Consider the following 17,503-nt stretch of genomic DNA (forward strand, 5'->3'; position numbering starts at 1 on the left):
CCGTCACAGACGTGCACGGGTGCCGTTCCGGTCACACGTGTGAAGACACGGCCTACGCGTCCGGCTGCCAGCCCCGCAGGATCGCGTCGAACTGGGTGCGCGCCTCCGGCCAGTTCTCCTCGGGCACCGACAGGTAGATGGCGTACTCGGTGCCGTCCGCGGTCCGGTACGTCTGCTCGATGGCGTGCCGGGGGCCGGACGTCGTGTCCTTGTCCCCCGCCGTCCACGTGAACTCCCACAGGGAGCCCTGCCGGTCCCGGTACATGTTCGACTGCAGCGTCACCCGCTGGTACTGCGGCAGTTTGGGGCTCACGCCCTTCTCCAGGTCCAGCTGGTGCTGGTAGGAGTCCGGCCACTGGGAGTTCTTGTCGACGGCGATGCGGACGAACCGCTGGCCGCCGTCCGGCGTGTAGTCGATCTGCGTGCCGTTCTGCTGGCGGGTCCAGCCCTTCGGCAGCATCAGGCTGAATCCCTCCACGTCGTGGACCCGTTCCCAGTTGTCGGGGATCGCGCCGGACACCGGCTTGGCCGACTTCGACGGGCTCTCGCCGGTGCCGCCGGTGCTCCCGCCCGCGTCCTGCCGGGACGTGGAGTCGTCGTCGCGGTGCTCCAGGTAGTACATGCCGCCGTACGCGCCGCCGCCCCCGACGAGCAGCGCGGCGACGACGGCGGCCAGCACCCTGGGCAGCCGGCGGGGCCGGGGCGCGGGGTGCGGGGCGGGCTGCGGCACGGGCTGCTCGGCCAGGACGGCGGTGCCGCCGGGCGGCGGGGGCGGGGCCTCGTGGTGCGCCCGGGTCTGCCCCGTGCGGTGCACCTGCGTCGGCACGTACGCCTGGGCCGCGCTCGGCCTGCGGCCCTCGGCGGCCTCCGCGAGCATCGCCTCCGTCGTGTCGGCGTCCGGGCGCGCGGCCGGGTCCTTGCGCAGCAGCGCGCTGATCACCGGCCCGATCGCCCCGGCGTGCGCGGGGATCTCGGGCTCCTCCTCGATGACGGCCTGCATCGTGCTCAGCGGGGAGGTGCGGCGGAACGGGGAGCGGCCCTCGACGGCCGTGTAGAGCGTCGCGCCGAGCGCCCACAGGTCGGAGGCGGGACCGGGCTCGGCGCCACTGACCCGCTCGGGCGCCAGATAGTCGACGGAGCCGACGATCTCGCCGGTCCGCGTGATGGTCGAGTCGCCCTCGACCTGGGCGATGCCGAAGTCGGTGAGCTTGACCCGGCCGTCGCGGGCGAGCAGCACGTTGCCCGGCTTCACGTCGCGGTGCAGGACACCCGCGGTGTGCGCGGCGCGCAGGGCCCGCAGCGTCCACAGGCCGATCCGCGCGGCCTCGGCCGGGACGATGCGGCCGTGCTCCTTGACGGCGTCGGCGAGCGAGGGACCCTCGACCAGCTCCATGACGATCCACGGCCGGTCGTCGTGCTCCAGGACGTCGTGGACGGTGACGACGGCCGGATGGTTGATCCGCGCCGCGGCCCGCGCCTCGGTCTGGGTCCGCGTCAGCAGCACGGCCCGGTCGGCCTCGGACACGTACGTGGCGGCGGTCAGCTCCTTGACGGCGACGACGCGGTGCAGCACCTCGTCGTGCGCGCGCCACACGCGTCCCATGCCGCCGCGCCCGATCGATTCGCCGAGCCGGTAGCGCCCGGCGAGGAGCTCGCCCTGCATCTGATTCACGTTCCCCCGCAATGGTCTTGACAGGGTCACACTAGGGAGCGGGCGGCCCCCGAGGAACAGCCGGGGTGCCATGGATACGTCACTGTGACGCACGCACGGATCCGGCCACCTTTCGGCCGGCCGGCCTCAACCCCCGTACCGGTAGGTGGCGGAGGCCTGCTCGAACAGCCGGGACACCTCGTCGCGCTCGGCCTCGGGGCCGCGGACCTGCACGATGTGGAACTTTCCGCCGATCACCATCACGACGTTGCGTACGAAGACCTCGCCGCCGGACTCCTGCCAGGTGAACTGCCCCTCGGCCATGGTCCGTCCGCCGACCTCGATGGTCTTCATGCCGCTGGACGTGGCCCAGGTCGAGTCGCGGAACGGCTGCAGCTCCCGCTCGTCCTCGCGCTGGTACTTCATCGGGTCGGTCCCGTACGTGGCGGTGCTGTCGCGGCCCGGGACGACGAGCAGCGCGAAGTTCCCGTGCGTGTACAGGATCTGGCCCCGCCCGTTCTTCGCCTGGCGCTGCCAGCCCTTGGCCACGGCGACCTGGAAGCCTTCCGGGTCCTTGCGCAGGCTGAATCCGGCCGCGACGTCCGACTGCGGCTCGGTGCTCGACGGGTCGGACGTCTCCTTCTTCGACGGCGACTTGCCCTTCGGCTTCTGCCCCTTGGGCGTCTTGGCCGGCCCGGACGGATCGGCCTTCGGGTCGGTGTCCCCGTTCTTGTCGGGGGCGCCCCCGACGACCCCCGCCTGCTCGCGCGGCGGGCCCGCGCTGGAGCCCGCCTCCGGCATGAACACCATCGCGTACGCGACGGCCCCGACCAGGCCGAGCAGGATCAGCACGAGCAGCCAGCGCCCCAGCGAGGCGGGCCGCCGCTCGCCGCCGCCCTGCCGTGGCCGCGGGGCTCTGCGCGGCTGCGGGGACCGGCGCGGCGGCTGAGGTTCGCGCTCGCGCTCGCGCGGGGCGCGCTTGTGCCGGGCGTGCGGGTGCGCGGCACCGGCCTTGGACCGGCGCCGCCTGCGGACGAGTTCGCCCCTGCGGCGCACGACGGGGAGCCGGGCGGCGTCGAAGGCGGGCGCGGGCACGACGTTCGTCCCCGCCTCCGGCTCCGGCGCGGAGCGCACCAACGACCGCAGCCAGCCGCGCAGTTCCTCGATGTCGAGCCGCTCGGTGGGGTCCTGACGCAGCAGGGACTCGACGACCGGCCGCAGCGGCCCGCACTCCTCGGCGAACGCGGGCGGCTCGGCGCACACCATCTGCACCAGCTCGGGCGTCGACTCCTCCGGATACGGGGCGTGCCCCTGCACGGCGCGGAACAGGAGGGCGCCGAGGGCCCACAGATCGGTGGCGGGGCCTACGGGGGCGGCCAACTGCCAGCTGTCCTGCACGGGGTGGGCCTGTTCGGGGGCCCAGCGCTCGGTGACGGGTCCGACGACGGTCATCCGGACCTGGCGGGCGCGCTCGGCGGCGACGGCGCCCAGCACGGGGCTCCCGTTCTCGGCCTCCGCGGGGCTCGATGCGCGGGGCTCGGGGCGGAGCTCCTCGTCCGCCGCTCCGTCACGGGGTATCAGCTCGTTCCAACGGGCGGGCTGCACCGGCACACCGGCCACGCCGGCCACACCGGCCCGGGGAGCCGCCCCGTGCCATCCTTCCCGCACCCCGTACGGATCGTCGATCCGCCCGCCGGACGCGGCGGCGCGCGCACCGGCCCGGTACGCGGCGATGGCCCCGGCCCGCGCGGCCCGGTAGTCCCCCGCGTCGGGCTCGGCCGACGGCGGCGCCACGGCCGACGGCTCGGGCTCCGGCTCCGACTCCTCGTCGTCCAGGGCCGTTTCGGGCCGCGGGTCGTACCCGCACAGGGCCTCTTCCGCGGCGCCCGCGGCCAGCCCGGTGAGCAGGACGCGTCCGTCGTCGCAGATCATCACGGTCCGCGCCGTCACGTTCCGGTGGACCCAGCCGTGGGCGTGCAGGGCCCGCAGCGCGGTGAGCACGTCGGAGGCGACCTCGGCGGCCCGGTACGGGCTCAGCGGCCCCGCGTCGAGCAGCGCCGCGAGCGGCCGGGCGGCGACGGCCTCGCTGACGATCCACAGCGAACTGCCCTCGGCGAACACGTCGAAGACCTGGTCGAGCCTCGGATGGTCGGGGATCTGCGCGGCGGCCTGCGCCGCCTCGATGGCCCGGGCCACGGACGGCTCGGCGGACGCCCGGACCGGCGCACCGGGCCGGAACCCGTCCGGCAGCCCGTCCGCGTCCAGCACCTCCGCCTCGACGACCTCCGGCAGCGGCACCTGCCGGACGAGCACCTCCTGCCCGCTGTACGTGTCGAAGGCGCGGGTCGCGTCGTGCGGCGCGTACACCGCGGCGTCGCCGAACCCGTCGTCGTCGAAGGCGCGCAGGGGCAGGCGGTAACGGTCGGCGAGCACTCGCCCCGCGTACTCCTCCACAACGCCCCCTGCCTCGCCCGGTGGTCACCGGGCGTCACATCCGTTCGCACACGGTCCGCAAGCACTCACGATACGTGCAGAACGGGTCCCCGGCTCAGGACTTGGGCTTGAACGTCTGTGTGAACGTCCGCCACGTGGACTTGCGCAGCGCGCCGTCCCAGTCGGCGTCCTTCGCGGTGTACATCAGCGCGTAGCCCTGCGAGCCGTTCACCACGAAACCGCGGTCGATCGTGCGGTACTTGGTGCCGCCGTCGACGTAGGTGAACTCCCAGTCCGCCGTGTTCCAGCCGCGGTACTCGACGGCCCCTATCCTTATCCGGTCGTACTGGGAACGGCGCATGTAGTTCTCCTGGTTGCGCCAGTCGCTGACCGGGTCGTCCTTGGGCGTGCTGGTCCAGCCGACGAGCAGCTTCTGCCCCTTCGGGCCGTTGAAGCGGGCGCCGGCCGCGCTCGTCGACGCGTACTTCCAGCCCTTGGGCAGACCGATGGAGAAGCCCTGCGGGTGCCGGTAGATCTGCTCGGCGGTGCTGCCGTTCGAGCCGTCGGTGTCGCTGCCGGGCGAGGCACCCTGACCCGAACCGTCACCGGAGGCGTCGTCGCCGGGCTCGTCGGTCGGCTCGGCGGTGCTGTCGCCGGAGCCCTGGGCGTGGTCGTCGGCGCCCTTGCCCTTGTCCCCCGTGCCCTTGCCCGAGTCCTGTCCCTTGGCGTCGTCGCCGCCGGTGGCACCGGCGGACGCGGCCGTGCCGCCGCCCTTGGTACCGGGGTCGTCGCCGCCCTTGAGGGACAGCGCCAGGATGCTGCCGAGCACGAGGACGGCCGCGACGACCGCGGCGATCACCAGGGTGCGGCGCGGCACGACGTCGGTGATCGACGCCTTGGCGGGGGTGCGCGGCGGCGTCGCGGGCTGCTCCGGGCTGCCCGTGACGGTCGTGGTGGCCGCGCCTTCCTTGGCGCGGGACGCGGCCGCGGCGTTGCGGACCGACTTCAGCGCGCCGCGCAGCCGCTCGGCGGCCTCCTCGCCCTTGGCGGCGACCCCGGCCGCCGCGGCGGCGGCAGCGGCCGAACCCGACTTGGCGGGACGCTTCTTCAGCGGCGGCGGGACGGGCGGCAGCGGGACGACCTTGGTGGCCTCGGCCGGCTCCGGCTCGGGGACGGGCTTCGGCTCCGGGGCGTGCAGCACCTCGTTGAGCAGCGCGCGGGCGCCGGCGTCGTCGAGCCGCTGGTCCGGGTCCTTGGCGAGCAGCCCGTAGATGACCGGCTCCAGCGGTCCCGCGTTCTGCGGCGGGTCGACGGGCTCGGTCATCACGGCGGTCAGCGTGGCGATCGCCGACCCCTTGTCGTACGGGGGGATGCCCTCGACGGACGCGTAGAGCAGGCCGCCGAGGGACCACAGGTCGGCGGCGGGGCCGGGCTTGTGGCCGCGGGCGCGCTCGGGCGAGATGTAGGAGGGGGCGCCGACGAGCATGCCGGTGGAGGTGATGGACGGGTCGCCCTCCACCTGGGCGATGCCGAAGTCGGTGAGGACGACGCGGCCGTCCTCGGCGATCAGCACGTTGGACGGCTTCACGTCGCGGTGCAGGATGCCCTCGCGGTGCGCGGCGCGCAGCACGTCGAGGATGGCGAGGCCGACCTCCGCGGCGCGGCGGGGTTCGAGCAGTCCGTCCTCGCGGACGGCCTCGGCGAGGGACTTGCCCTCGATGAGCTCCATGACGATCCAGGGGCGGTCGTCCTCGTCGACGACGTCGAAGACCGTCACCGCGCCGTTGTTGCGGATCCGGGCGATGGCCTTGGCCTCGCGCAGGGTCCGGGTGATCAGGCGGCGCTTCTCCTCCTCGTCGATCGCCGACGGGAAGCGCAGCTCCTTGACGGCGACGGTACGGCCGAGGGTCTCGTCCTTCGCCCGCCACACGGTGCCCATGCCGCCCCGGCCCAGCACCTCACCGAGCCGGTACCGCCCGGACAGCAGCCGCCCTTCGGCCTTCGACGCCGCGTCGTCCACCCGCCGGGGGTCCTCACCCTTGCCGGCCTTGGAGCCCTGGCCGGTCTTCGAGCCCTGGCCGGTCTTCGAGCTCTGACCTGCCTTCGCGTCCGGACCACCCTTGGAGTCCTGGCCTGCCTTCACATCCTGGCTTGCCTTCGCGTCATGGCCGCGCCTGGGGTCCGGAGCCGCCTCCGCGTCCTGGCCGGGCTTCGCGTCCTGACCGCGCCTGGGGTCCTGGGACGGCTTCGCGTCCTGGCCTGGCTCGGCGTCCTGGCCTGGCTTGGCGTCCTCGGGGGCCGGGGCATGCTTGGGGGGCCGGGCGTCCTGAGAGTCCCGACGCGTGCTGTTGTCCTGACGGGCCTCGTCCGCCCGCTCCGCCTCCGACACTGCGTCCCCTCTGCAACCCGCCCTGACAGAGCCTTCATTGTCCCTCACGCGGGGACCGTCCGGCGCCCAGGGTGGCCCCCGGCGCGCGGCTGTCAGGAACGTCCGGTTGCGCCCGATGAAGAGCGGTCCGGCCGGTTCCACCCCTACGCCGACCCCCCACTCTCCCGCTCCCGGCCCCCTCCATCAACCCCCGTCTTGAGCCTCGGGAAGCCCCGAACTCGGCGATCCCCAAGCCGAATTCCCCACGCCGCCCCGGCCCTCGTCCCGCTCACCGGCCGCGCCGCCGGGGATACCCGGCCCGGCGCCGACCCGCCGTCGGCGCAGACCCGCCCGGCCTCTTCGCCATCGGCCGCCCACCCGGGCGCGCCCTCGCACCTGGGACACCACACCCGTGGCCGAACCCCGCACGACACGAAACCGGCCGGGTGACGCAGCTGACACACCTCAACTGTCGTGCGCGTACAACCCTTCCGCCTCGTCGTCGATCAAGAGTGTGCGGCCGCCGTGGCCGTACGTGACGCGGGGCCGCCCGCCCCTCGCCCCGCATCCGCATCCGCATCCGCATCCGCATGCGCATGCGCCCGCCGACGATCGACAACGGAGCCACCTCATGTCCCAGCATTCCCGCAGCAAGTTGACGTCCGGCAAGAAAGTGACCCTGGGCGTCAGCGTGCTGGCCGCCTCCGGGCTCGCCGTCGGCCTGCTCGTCACCCCGTCCGCGACGGCGGGCGGGACCGGCGCGGCCGAGGCGCTGGAGCGGAGCGAGGCCGCGGCAGCCGACGCCTCGGCGGCGAAGGCCGCCGCGCCCAAGGCCAGGTCCCTGGCCGACAGCACCGCCGACGTCACCGTTGTCTCCGGCATCACCGTCGACGGCGGCGACAGCGCCCGCGTCGGGACGACGAACACTCAGACCATCACCGTGAAGTGGGCGATCAGCGGCGGGTCGAAGCTCTACGGCAGCCACGCGTCGCTGTGGCGCGGCACCGACCGCGACAGCGGGCTGAAGCAGTTCATCACCTCCGAGCAGTTCGACGCGGGCACCGACCCCTGCGTCCCGGCCGGCGACGCCACCTACAACTGCACGGCCACCTTCAAGATCGACCCCCGGAGCACGCTGACGAACGAGGACGCCGGAGCCTGGAAGCTCCGCCTCTGGGCGATCACCGACGCGACCACCGACGTGGACACCGACAACGCCAAGACCTGGTACCTCAAGCGCTGGTCCCGCCTGAGCAACAACGCGGCCCCCGAGCCCGTCGCCAAGGGCAGGACCATCACGATCACCGGCAAGCTGGAGCGCGCCAACTGGGACACCCACGCGTACGCGGGCTACACCCAGCAGACCGTCCGCCTCCAGGAGCGCTCGCTGACCGGCTCGTACGCCACCACCAGCAGCCACATCACCGGCACCGGCAGCCTGGCGGGCGTCGAGAAGCAGACCCGCACCGCCACCACCGACCGCTGCTACCGCTACAAGTTCGAGGGCACCTCCACCACCCCGCCGGTCACCGCGACCGGTGACTGCGTCGACGTGCGCTGACCCCGGCGCCCCCGCGGATCAGCACAGCCGCGGCATCAGGACGACCGACCGTCCCCGAGCCGGCGACCCGCGTGATCCGGCCAGGGGATGGGATTCCGGCGGGGCGAAGCGCCGGGGCGCCCGGGCGGCCGGGCGGCATCCAGGCCGCCCGGGTGCTCGCGCGGCATCCAGGCGCCGCCCGGAGCGCCGTACCGCCCCCGCCGTGCCACCTCCCGCGCCCCTCCTCAGGGCGCCGCGATGTCCGGTGCCCCCAGGCGTGCCGCGTCCGCCGTCAGGTCGTCCGGCTGGAGCTGGGACTCCCGCTCGGCCTCGACCCGCTTCTCGTAGTGCTCGACCTCCCGCTCGACCTGGCCCTTGTCCCAGCCGAGCACCGGCGCCATGAGCTCCGCCGCCTCCCGCGCGCACCGCGTCCCGCGGTCGAACGTCTCGATGGAGATGCGCGTGCGCCGGGTCAGTACGTCGTCGAGGTGCCGGGCGCCCTCGTGCGAGGCCGCGTACACCACCTCGGCCCGCAGATAGTCCTCGGCGCCACCGAGCGGCGCCCCGAGCCCGGGGTCCTCGGTGATGAGCGCGAGGACCTCCTCGGCCAGCGCCCCGTACCGGTTGAGCAGATGCTCGACCCGCACCACGTGGAGCCCGGTCTGCGAAGCGATCCGCGCCCGCGCGTTCCACAACGCCCGGTACCCCTCCGCGCCCGCCAGCGGAACGTCCTCCGTGACGCACTCGGCGACCCGCTGGTCGAGCCCGTGCACCGCCTCGTCGACGGCGTCCTTCGCCATGACCCGGTACGTCGTGTACTTGCCTCCCGCCACGACGACCAGCCCGGGCACCGGGTGGGCCACGGTGTGCTCGCGCGACAGCTTGCTCGTGGCGTCGGACTCCCCGGCCAGCAGCGGCCGCAGGCCCGCGTAGACCCCTTCGACGTCGTCCCGTGTGAGCGGCACGCCGAGCACCGAGTTCACGTGCTCCAGCAGATAGTCGATGTCGGCACTCGAGGCCGCCGGGTGCGCCTTGTCGAGGTCCCAGTCCGTGTCGGTCGTGCCGATGATCCAGTGCCGCCCCCACGGAATGACGAACAGCACGCTCTTCTCCGTACGGAGAATGAGTCCCGTCGTCGAGTTGATGCGGTCCTTGGGGACGACGAGGTGGATGCCCTTGGAGGCACGCACGTGGAACTGGCCGCGCTCGCCGACCATCGCCTGTGTGTCGTCGGTCCACACACCCGTCGCGTTGACCACCTGCCGGGCCCGGATCTCGTACTCGCCGCCGCCCTCCCCGTCCCGCACCCGCGCCCCGACGACCCGCTCGCCCTCCCGCAGGAACCCGGTGACCCGGGCCCGGTTGGCGACCTTGGCGCCGTACATGGCGGCGGTGCGCACCAGCGTGGCGACGTAACGGGCGTCGTCCATCTGGGCGTCGTAGTACTGGAGCGCGCCCACGAGCGCGTCCTTCTTGAGGCAGGGCGCCACGCGCAGCGCGTGCTTGCGGCTGAGGTGGCGGTGCATCGGCAGCCCGCGCCCGTGGCCGCGGGCCATGGACATGGCGTCGTAGAGCGCGACGCCCGAGCCCGCGTAGAGCCGCTCCCAGCCCTTGTGCTGGAGCGGGTACAGGAACGGCACCGGCTTGACGAGGTGCGGCGCGAGCCGTTCGAGCAGCAGTCCGCGCTCCTTCAGCGCCTCCCGCACGAGCGCGAAGTCCAGCATCTCCAGATACCTGAGCCCGCCGTGGATCAGCTTGCTGGAGCGGCTGGACGTGCCGGACGCCCAGTCGCGCGCCTCGACGAGTCCGGTGGACAGTCCGCGGGTGACCGCGTCGAGCGCGGTGCCCGCGCCGACCACCCCGGCGCCCACGACGAGAATGTCCAGCTCGCGCTCGGCCATGCCCGCGAGGGCCTCCGCGCGCTGCTCGGGTCCCAGTGCCGCTGCCTTCATGCTGCTGCCTCCCGCTGTCGTCGGCCGCCGCCTTCACCGCCAGATGTACCCGAGCCGGCCCGTGTCACCCCCGGTGCGGCATGCTCCCGATTCTGTCCCGGCTGCCCCGATCCGGCCACCACTGTCCCGCCGCCTGTGGACAACCCCGACCGCTTCAGGCCGCGCTTCACCCACACGCGCCCCGTGCGGCGACATGCGGCGACATGCGACAGGCCATGATCGCGCAATGCGGCATAACGGTCATATTTACTCCTAGTCTGACTGTGCGCTCGCCCGAACTGTCCACAGGGCTTGCGCCCTCGTCCCGCTCCGGCTAGCAGCCGGTCCGTCTCCCGGGAAGGACGGCAACCGCCATGCCCGCAGATCTCGCCGTCATCGGCCTCGGCCACCTCGGCCTGCCCCTCGCCCAGGCCGCCGTCACCGCCGGCATCGCGACCGTCGGCCACGACCAGGACCGCGCCCGCGACCTGGCCGCCGGCCGGCTCCCGTGCGACAGCGACGGCACGGCCCTGACCGCCGCCGACATCCGCCGCATGCTCGCCACCGGCTTCCGCCCCACCACCAACCCGGCCGAACTGGCCCGCGTCCGCACCGCCGTGATCTGCGCCCCGACCCCACCGGGCCCCGACGGCACCCCCAGCCTGACCCAGGTCCTCGACGCGACCCGCACCCTCGCCGCGCACCTGCGCCCGCACACCACGGTCGTCGTCGAGTCGCCCGTCCCGCCCGGCACCACGGAGACCCTGCTCCTGCCCGTCCTCGAAGAGGGCTCCGGGCTGCGCGCCGGCCGCGACTTCCACCTCGCGCACGCCCCGGGCCGCGTCGATCCGGGCAGCCGTTCGCACCCGTACACCGCGACGCCCAAGGTGATCGGCGGCCTCACCCCCGCCTGCACCGAGTCCGCCGCCGCCTTCTACAGCCGCCTCACCGACAAGGTCGTGCGCGCCCGCGGCCCCCGCGAGGCCGAGACCGTCCACCTCCTGGAGACCAACTACCGGCACGTCAACATCGCGCTGGTCAACGAGATGGCCGTGCTCTGCCACGACCTGGGCGTCGACCTGTGGGACGTCATCCGCTGCGCCGAGACCAAGCCCTTCGGCTTCCAGGCCTTCCGCCCCGGCCCCGGCGTCGGCGGCCATGCCCTCCCCCAGGACCTGACGTCCCCTCATCTGCCCACCCGCCCGCTGCGCATGGTCGAACTGGCCCGCCAGGTCAACGACCACATGCCGTCCTACGTCGTCCAGCGCGCCGCCGCCCTCCTCAACGAGCACGGCAAGTCGGCCCGCGGCGCCCGCGTCCTTCTCCTCGGCGTCACCTACAAGCCCGACCTCGCCGACCAGCAGGCCACCCCGGCCGAGGAGATCGCCACCCGCCTCATGCAGTTCGGCGCGTCCGTCAGCTACCACGACCCGTACGTCCCGTCCTGGAACGTGCTGGCCCGCCCGGTCCCCCGCGCCGACTCCCTCTACGAGGCGGCCGCCGACGCCGACCTGACGATCCTGCTCCAGCCGCACCGCACGTACGACCTCCAGGGCCTCGCGGTGAAGGCCCAGCTCCTCCTGGACACCAGGGGCGTCACTCCGGCGGGGGCGGCACACCGTCTCTGACTGCTACTGTGCGGCCCCGCTGCGCACACTCGTGCCAGCCTTCACTCTCATGGGGGACCGCATGACCCAGCCGCCACCGCCACAGGACAACAACAACCCCTACGGCCAGCAGCAGCCGCCCCAGCCCGGCTACGGCTACCCGCAGCAGCAGCCGCCCGCCCCGGGCCAGCCCTACGCCCCGTTCCCCCAGCAGCAGGGCGGCCAGCCCCCGATGGGCTTCCCGCCCCCGCCGGCCGGCCGCAGCGGGAACGCCGGCCTGGCGATCCTCGTCGCCGTCGTCGTCGCGCTGGTGCTCGCCGGGATCTACGGCGCCATCGTGAAGGCCACCGAGCACGAGATCGGCTACGCGGCCGTGGCCGTCGGCGCCGTCGTCGGCTTCGCCGCGGGCAAGATCGGCGGCCGCAACCAGGCGCTGCCCTTCGTCTGCGCCGTGATCGCCCTGGCCGGCGTGTACCTGGGCCAGATCTCCGGGTACGCGATGATGTTCGCCGACTACGCGAACATCGGCTTCTTCGAGGCCCTGTTCGACCACTTCGACCTCATCAACGAGGCCTGGAAGTCGGAGGCCGACGCCCTGACCTACGTCTTCATGGCGGTCGGCGCGATCGCGGCGTTCGGCAGCTCGAAGAAGGCCGCGCTGTAAGCAGCGCACACGCCACATACGAGTGGGGCCCCGCCTGATGGCGGGGCCCCACTCATGTCCTGCTACGGCACAGCGTCAGCGGCGGTGCTGGGAGTCCGCCACCGTGACCTCGACGCGCTGGAACTCCTTGAGTTCGCTGTAGCCGGTCGTGGCCATCGCGCGCTTGAGGGCGCCGAAGAAGTTCATCGAGCCGTCGGGGGTGTGCGACGGGCCCGTGAGGACCTCCTCCGTGGTGCCGACCGTGCCGAGGTCGACCTTCTTGCCGCGCGGCACGTCCTCGTGGACGGCCTCCATGCCCCAGTGGTGACCGCGGCCCGGCGCGTCCGTCGCGCGGGCGAGCGGCGAGCCCATCATCACGGCGTCGGCGCCGCAGGCGATGGCCTTGGGCAGGTCGCCGGACCAGCCCACGCCGCCGTCGGCGATGACGTGCACGTAGCGGCCGCCGGACTCGTCCATGTAGTCGCGGCGCGCGGCGGCGACGTCGGCCACCGCGGTGGCCATCGGGACCTGGATGCCCAGCACGTTGCGCGTGGTGTGCGCGGCGCCGCCGCCGAAGCCGACGAGGACACCGGCCGCGCCGGTCCGCATCAGGTGCAGCGCGGCCGTGTACGTGGCGCAGCCGCCGACGATGACCGGCACGTCCAGCTCGTAGATGAACTGCTTCAGGTTCAGCGGCTCGGCGGCACCGGAGACGTGCTCGGCCGAGACCGTCGTGCCGCGGATGATGAACAGGTCGACGCCCGCGTCCACCACGGCCTTGGAGAACTCGGCGGTGCGCTGCGGGGAGAGCGCGGCGGCGGTGACGACACCGGAGTCGCGCACCTCCTTGATGCGCTGCTTGATCAGGTCGGCCTGGATCGGTGCCGAGTAGATCTCCTGGAGGCGGCGCGTGGCGGTCTCCGGGTCCAGCTCCGTGATCTCGTCGAGCAGCGGCTGCGGGTCCTCGTACCGGGTCCACAGACCCTCGAGGTTCAGCACGCCGAGGCCGCCGAGCTCGCCGATGCGGATGGCGGTGGCGGGCGAGACGACGGAGTCCATGGGCGCCGCGAGGAACGGCAGCTCGAAGCGGTAGGCGTCGATCTGCCAGGCGATCGAGACCTCCTTCGGGTCGCGGGTGCGCCGGCTCGGCACGACGGCGATGTCGTCGAAGGCGTACGCGCGGCGGCCGCGCTTGCCGCGCCCGATCTCGATCTCAGTCACGTTGTGGGGCCTTTCCCTCTTGGTCTGCGCGTACCAGTATCCCCGACACGCGCGTGAGGGGCGGCCCCGGAGTGTCCGGGACCGCCCCTCATGGGCGTACGGCTACTTGCGGCTGTAGTTCGGCGCCTCGACCGTCATCTGGATGTCGTGCGGGTGGCTCTCCTTGAGACCCGCCGACGTGATGCGGACGAACTTGCCGTTGGCCTGCAGGTCCGGGACGGTGCGGCCGCCGACGTAGAACATCGACTGACGCAGTCCGCCGGTGAGCTGGTGCACGACCGAGGCCAGCGGGCCGCGGTAGGGCACCTGGCCCTCGATGCCCTCGGGGATCAGCTGCTCGTCGGAGGCGACGCCCTCCTGGAAGTAGCGGTCCTTGGAGAACGACTTGCGCTCGCCGCGCGTCTGCATGGCGCCCAGCGAACCCATGCCGCGGTACGACTTGAACTGCTTGCCGTTGATGAAGAGCAGCTCGCCCGGCGACTCCTCGCAGCCCGCGAGCAGCGAGCCGAGCATCACGGTGTCGGCGCCGGCGACGAGCGCCTTGGCGATGTCACCGGAGTACTGCAGGCCGCCGTCGCCGATGACCGGGACGCCGGCCGCCTTCGCGGCGAGCGAGGCCTCGTAGATCGCGGTGACCTGCGGGACGCCGATGCCGGCGACCACACGGGTGGTGCAGATGGAGCCCGGGCCGACACCGACCTTGATGCCGTCCACACCGGCGTCGATGAGCGCCTGCGCGCCGTCACGCGTCGCGATGTTGCCACCGATGACGTCGACGCCCGCGTGGTTGGACTTGATCTTGGCGACCATGTCGCCGACGAGGCGCGAGTGGCCGTGCGCGGTGTCGACGACGATGAAGTCGACGCCCGCCTCGATCAGGGCCTGGGCGCGCTCGAAGGAGTCACCGGCGACACCCACGGCCGCACCGACGAGCAGCCGGCCCTCGGAGTCCTTCGCGGCGTTCGGGTACTTCTCCGCCTTGACGAAGTCCTTGACGGTGATGAGGCCCTTGAGGACACCCGCCTCGTCGACCAGCGGAAGCTTCTCGATCTTGTGGCGGCGCAGCAGCTCCATGGCGTCGACGCCGGAGATGCCGACCTTGCCGGTCACGAGCGGCATCGGCGTCATGACCTCGCGCACCTGACGGGTGCGGTCGGACTCGAAGGCCATGTCGCGGTTGGTGACGATGCCGAGCAGCTTGCCCGCCGGGTCGGTCACGGGGACGCCGGAGATCCGGAACTTGGCACAGATCGCGTCGGCCTCGGCGAGCGTCGCGTCCGGGTGCACCGTGATCGGGTCGGTGACCATGCCGGACTCGGAGCGCTTGACCAGGTCCACCTGGTTCGCCTGGTCCTGGATGGACAGGTTGCGGTGCAGTACGCCGACGCCGCCCTGTCGCGCCATGGCGATCGCCATGCGGGACTCGGTGACCTTGTCCATCGCCGCGGACAGCAGCGGGATGTTCACCTTGACGTTCTTGGACACGTGCGAGGAAGTGTCGATGTCGTCGGGCGCCATGTCCGACGAGCCCGGCAGCAGCAGCACGTCGTCGTAGGTCAGCCCGAGTGTCGCGAATTTAGCGGGCACTCCGTCGACGTTTGCAGTCATGACACCTTCCCCAAATGGCCTTGATCGGTGCGGATGTCCATGCTAACGGGAACAGGACCCGTCTCATTCCACGAGCAAGATCATCGGCAGACTTTGTACGTTCACACGTCTGCCACGGAGGTCGTGCGCCACCTGGCCGCTACGGCCGGATCACTGCTCCGCCAGGGCCCGCAGGCGGCTGAGCGCGCGGTGCTGGGCGACCCGGACGGCGCCGGGTGACATGCCCAACATCTGCCCGGTCTCCTCCGCGGTGAGCCCGACGGCGATGCGCAGCAGGAGCAGCTCCCGCTGGTTCTCCGGAAGGTTGGCGAGCAGTTTCTTCGCCCATGCGGCGTCACTGCTGAGCAGCGCGCGCTCCTCCGGGCCGAGCGAGTCGTCGGGCCGCTCGGGCATCTCGTCGGAGGGCACGGCCGTGGACCCGGGCCCGCGCATGGCCGCGCGCTGCAGGTCGGCGACCTTGTGCGCGGCGATGGCGAAGACGAAGGCCTCGAAGGGCCGGCCGGTGTCCTTGTAGCGCGGCAGGGCGAGGAGCACCGCGACGCAGACTTCCTGCGCCAGGTCCTCCACGAAGTGCCGCGCGTCCCCCGGGAGCCGCGACAGCCGCGTGCGGCAGTAGCGGATGGCCAGGGGATGGACGTGCGCGAGCAGATCGTGCGTGGCCTGCTCGTCGCCGTCGACGGCGCGGCCGACGAGTGTGCCGATGCCCCCCTGAGGGGTCACTGTCTCGTCGTCGCGCATCGATCCATGGTGCCCTGCCGAGGCGCGGTCCGCGGCACCGCGCCCCTGGTTGTGCACCGAAGCGTTATGGACAGAAGCGTCATGGACAGGTGCGCCGGAACTCATCTCCTGCGCCCTCCCCTCTCGCTGACCCTGTTCGCCCGACTCGTCGTCCCCGAGGAACTCCACACATCAAGGATGCGGCATCCGACGCGAAACGAGACAGCGACGCCCACGCCGTCGTCTTCCGGGGGGTGCGACCTGCGTCCCCGAGAGCGCACGAAGTGTGCCTTCAGGGGCGCGGGGCCGTATCCGTCAGCGACTCCGCCGCGGGGCGCGACCAGCCACAACGGCGCAGTCGGCCGCGAGACTCGAGTCAGCACCCCCACTGGGCGTTATCGGACGAGCCCCCACCGGAACCCGAGCGCGACCGCGTGGGCCCGGTCGGAGGCGCCCAGCTTCTTGAACAAGCGCCGGGCGTGCGTCTTCACGGTGTCCTCGGAGAGGAAGAGCTCGCGCCCGATCTCCGCGTTGGACCGCCCGTGGCTCATCCCCTCGAGCACCTGGATCTCGCGCGCGGTGAGCGTGGGCGCGGCGCCCATCTCGGCCGAACGGAGCCGGCGCGGGGCGAGCCGCCACGTCGGGTCGGCGAGCGCCTGCGTCACCGTGGCCCGCAGTTCGGCGCGCGAGGCGTCCTTGTGCAGGTACCCACGGGCACCGGCGGCGACCGCGAGGGCCACACCGTCCAGGTCCTCGGCCACGGTGAGCATGATGATGCGCGCACCGGGGTCGGCGGACAGCAGCCGCCGGACCGTCTCGACGCCGCCCAGACCGGGCATGCGTACGTCCATCAGAATCAGGTCCGAGCGGTCGGCGCCCCAGCGGCGGAGGACTTCCTCGCCGTTGGCCGCGGTCGTCACGCGCTCGACGCCGGGCACGGTCGCGACCGCGCGGCGGAGCGCCTCTCGGGCAAGCGGGGAGTCGTCGCAGACGAGGACGGATGTCATGACCGTCCTCCGCAGCTGATGCGCGTCACCTTGAGCCTCCAGGCTGGTACGAAATCGTCACCTGTGCGGTCCACACTCTCCGAGCGATCCGGACGTCTGCCCGAGCGCTCGGTGTAGCAACCGCCTCCGCACTCTCAACGACGGTCACCCGAAAGAGTTACGGGTCGGACGGCCTGGTTCGGCACTCTACGTGAGGGGGCGCACACGGCAAGGGCAGCGCGGCGTACTCACAAGGTTTCCCCACAACCTATGCCCCATTCGGCCGCTTTTCTTCCCATCCGCTGGTGTCTGTAGCTAGATTCTCAATGAGTCATATTTTCATCTCCTTAGACAGTAGATGTACGGTCATGGGCACCGTATCCGCGTCACAACGGCTACAAGGGGACAACGCAATGGCAGATTTCTCCCGCCTTCCCGGACCGAACGCAGATCTGTGGGACTGGCAGCTCCTCGCGGCCTGCCGCGGGGTCGACAGCTCGCTCTTCTTTCACCCGGAGGGCGAGCGGGGGGCGGCGCGCAGCGCCCGTGAGAACTCGGCCAAAGAGGTGTGCATGAGGTGCCCCGTACGCGCAGAATGCGCAGCTCACGCGCTACAGGTGCGTGAGCCGTACGGCGTGTGGGGCGGCTTGACCGAGGACGAACGCGAAGAACTCATGGGACGGGCGCGCAACCGGCTCGTCACGGCGTCGGCGGGGGGTGCGGGGCGCCCGGCGACCAGTTCGGCCGGTCACTGAAGGACTGCCGAGGACCACTGAAGGAACGTTTTTGCACACCGGA

12 protein-coding genes are annotated in these 17,503 nt (G+C 72.4%); 4 read left to right on the forward strand and 8 right to left on the reverse strand.

The genetic code is table 11. The features are described from left to right. Positions 1-52: 52 nt before the first annotated feature. The 3 genes from IAG42_RS13890 to IAG42_RS13900 form a co-directional block, all read right to left on the reverse strand. Positions 53-1,663 carry a serine/threonine-protein kinase gene (locus IAG42_RS13890; RefSeq protein WP_188341375.1) on the reverse strand — a complete coding sequence of 537 codons (1,611 nt, stop codon included), beginning with the start codon at positions 1,661-1,663 and terminating at the stop codon, positions 53-55. Positions 1,664-1,798: 135 nt separating this feature from the next. Further along, positions 1,799-4,105, reverse strand: coding sequence for a protein kinase (locus IAG42_RS13895; protein ID WP_188337330.1), 2,307 nt, complete (start codon positions 4,103-4,105; stop codon positions 1,799-1,801). A 94-nt stretch (positions 4,106-4,199) separates the two neighbouring features. Continuing rightward, positions 4,200-6,104 (reverse strand): serine/threonine-protein kinase, encoded by a 1,905-nt coding sequence (locus IAG42_RS13900; protein ID WP_223206398.1) that lies wholly within the window; start codon positions 6,102-6,104, stop codon positions 4,200-4,202. Positions 6,105-7,083: 979 nt separating this feature from the next. Between IAG42_RS13900 and IAG42_RS13905 the strand changes: the two genes are divergently transcribed. Next, positions 7,084-8,013 (forward strand): calcium-binding protein, encoded by a 930-nt coding sequence (locus tag IAG42_RS13905; protein ID WP_188337332.1) that lies wholly within the window; start codon positions 7,084-7,086, stop codon positions 8,011-8,013. A gap of 224 nt (positions 8,014-8,237) precedes the next feature. On the opposite strand, the gene IAG42_RS13910 is transcribed toward IAG42_RS13905, so the two are convergent. Beyond that, positions 8,238-9,944, reverse strand: a complete 1,707-nt coding sequence (locus IAG42_RS13910; RefSeq protein WP_188337333.1) for a glycerol-3-phosphate dehydrogenase/oxidase — start codon at positions 9,942-9,944, stop codon at positions 8,238-8,240. A gap of 353 nt (positions 9,945-10,297) precedes the next feature. On the opposite strand from IAG42_RS13910, the gene IAG42_RS13915 reads away from it, so the two are divergent. Beyond that, on the forward strand, positions 10,298-11,551 hold the full coding sequence (locus IAG42_RS13915) for a nucleotide sugar dehydrogenase (RefSeq protein WP_188337334.1): 1,254 nt from the start codon (positions 10,298-10,300) through the stop codon (positions 11,549-11,551). 61 nt (positions 11,552-11,612) lie between these two features. Continuing rightward, positions 11,613-12,194: a hypothetical protein gene (locus IAG42_RS13920; protein WP_188337335.1), complete on the forward strand. Its 582-nt coding sequence runs from the start codon at positions 11,613-11,615 to the stop codon at positions 12,192-12,194. Between the two features lie 75 nt (positions 12,195-12,269). On the opposite strand, the gene IAG42_RS13925 is transcribed toward IAG42_RS13920, so the two are convergent. From IAG42_RS13925 to IAG42_RS13940, 4 genes are all read right to left on the reverse strand, one after another. After that, a complete protein-coding gene (locus tag IAG42_RS13925; protein ID WP_188337336.1) occupies positions 12,270-13,394 on the reverse strand; it encodes a GuaB3 family IMP dehydrogenase-related protein in 1,125 nt (374 codons plus the stop codon). 102 nt (positions 13,395-13,496) lie between these two features. Then, on the reverse strand, positions 13,497-15,002 hold the full coding sequence (gene guaB / locus IAG42_RS13930) for an IMP dehydrogenase (RefSeq protein ID WP_188337337.1): 1,506 nt from the start codon (positions 15,000-15,002) through the stop codon (positions 13,497-13,499). Positions 15,003-15,152: 150 nt separating this feature from the next. After that, positions 15,153-15,740 (reverse strand): sigma-70 family RNA polymerase sigma factor, encoded by a 588-nt coding sequence (locus IAG42_RS13935; protein WP_188337338.1) that lies wholly within the window; start codon positions 15,738-15,740, stop codon positions 15,153-15,155. A gap of 374 nt (positions 15,741-16,114) precedes the next feature. Continuing rightward, positions 16,115-16,726, reverse strand: a complete 612-nt coding sequence (locus tag IAG42_RS13940) for a response regulator transcription factor (RefSeq protein ID WP_003948568.1) — start codon at positions 16,724-16,726, stop codon at positions 16,115-16,117. A gap of 392 nt (positions 16,727-17,118) precedes the next feature. Here IAG42_RS13940 and IAG42_RS13945 point away from each other — a divergent pair, with 392 nt between their 5' ends. Further along, positions 17,119-17,460, forward strand: coding sequence for a WhiB family transcriptional regulator (locus IAG42_RS13945; RefSeq protein WP_188337339.1), 342 nt, complete (start codon positions 17,119-17,121; stop codon positions 17,458-17,460). Positions 17,461-17,503: the final 43 nt, after the last annotated feature.

This window comes from Streptomyces xanthii (assembly GCF_014621695.1).
Classification (GTDB): domain Bacteria; phylum Actinomycetota; class Actinomycetes; order Streptomycetales; family Streptomycetaceae; genus Streptomyces; species Streptomyces xanthii.